Annotated in this window: 1 tRNA gene; it reads left to right on the forward strand. The window is 36.4% G+C overall.

Going from position 1 to position 313, the window contains the following annotated elements:
- Nucleotides 1-72 precede the first annotated feature (72 nt).
- Nucleotides 73-148: transfer RNA gene (locus AB4323_RS24245), tRNA-Glu, on the forward strand.
- Nucleotides 149-313 lie beyond the last annotated feature (165 nt).

A 313-nucleotide genomic window follows, 5' to 3' on the forward strand; every position in this document is an offset into this window, starting at 1 on the left:
CTCCTTATACGAAGATATTCACGATAAGTGTCCACACAGATTGATATGTTTAAACAGTTAAGAGTAACCTATGTCCCGTTCGTCTAGAGGCCTAGGACACCGCCCTTTCACGGCGGTAACAGGGGTTCGACTCCCCTACGGGATACCATCTTTAAGCACATTTATTTAAGTGTTTTTAAAAATGGTTCATTTTATTGAATCAAGCTCTTTAACAATTTGGAAAGCTGACTGATTAACTGACTTACGAGTCATGTTAATCAAATTTAAAAGTTCTCAATGTTTATCTGCTCTTATTTAATAAGAACGGTATAAA

It is taken from the genome of Vibrio sp. 10N.261.52.C11, assembly GCF_041471405.1.
Lineage (GTDB): Bacteria > Pseudomonadota > Gammaproteobacteria > Enterobacterales > Vibrionaceae > Vibrio > Vibrio crassostreae_C.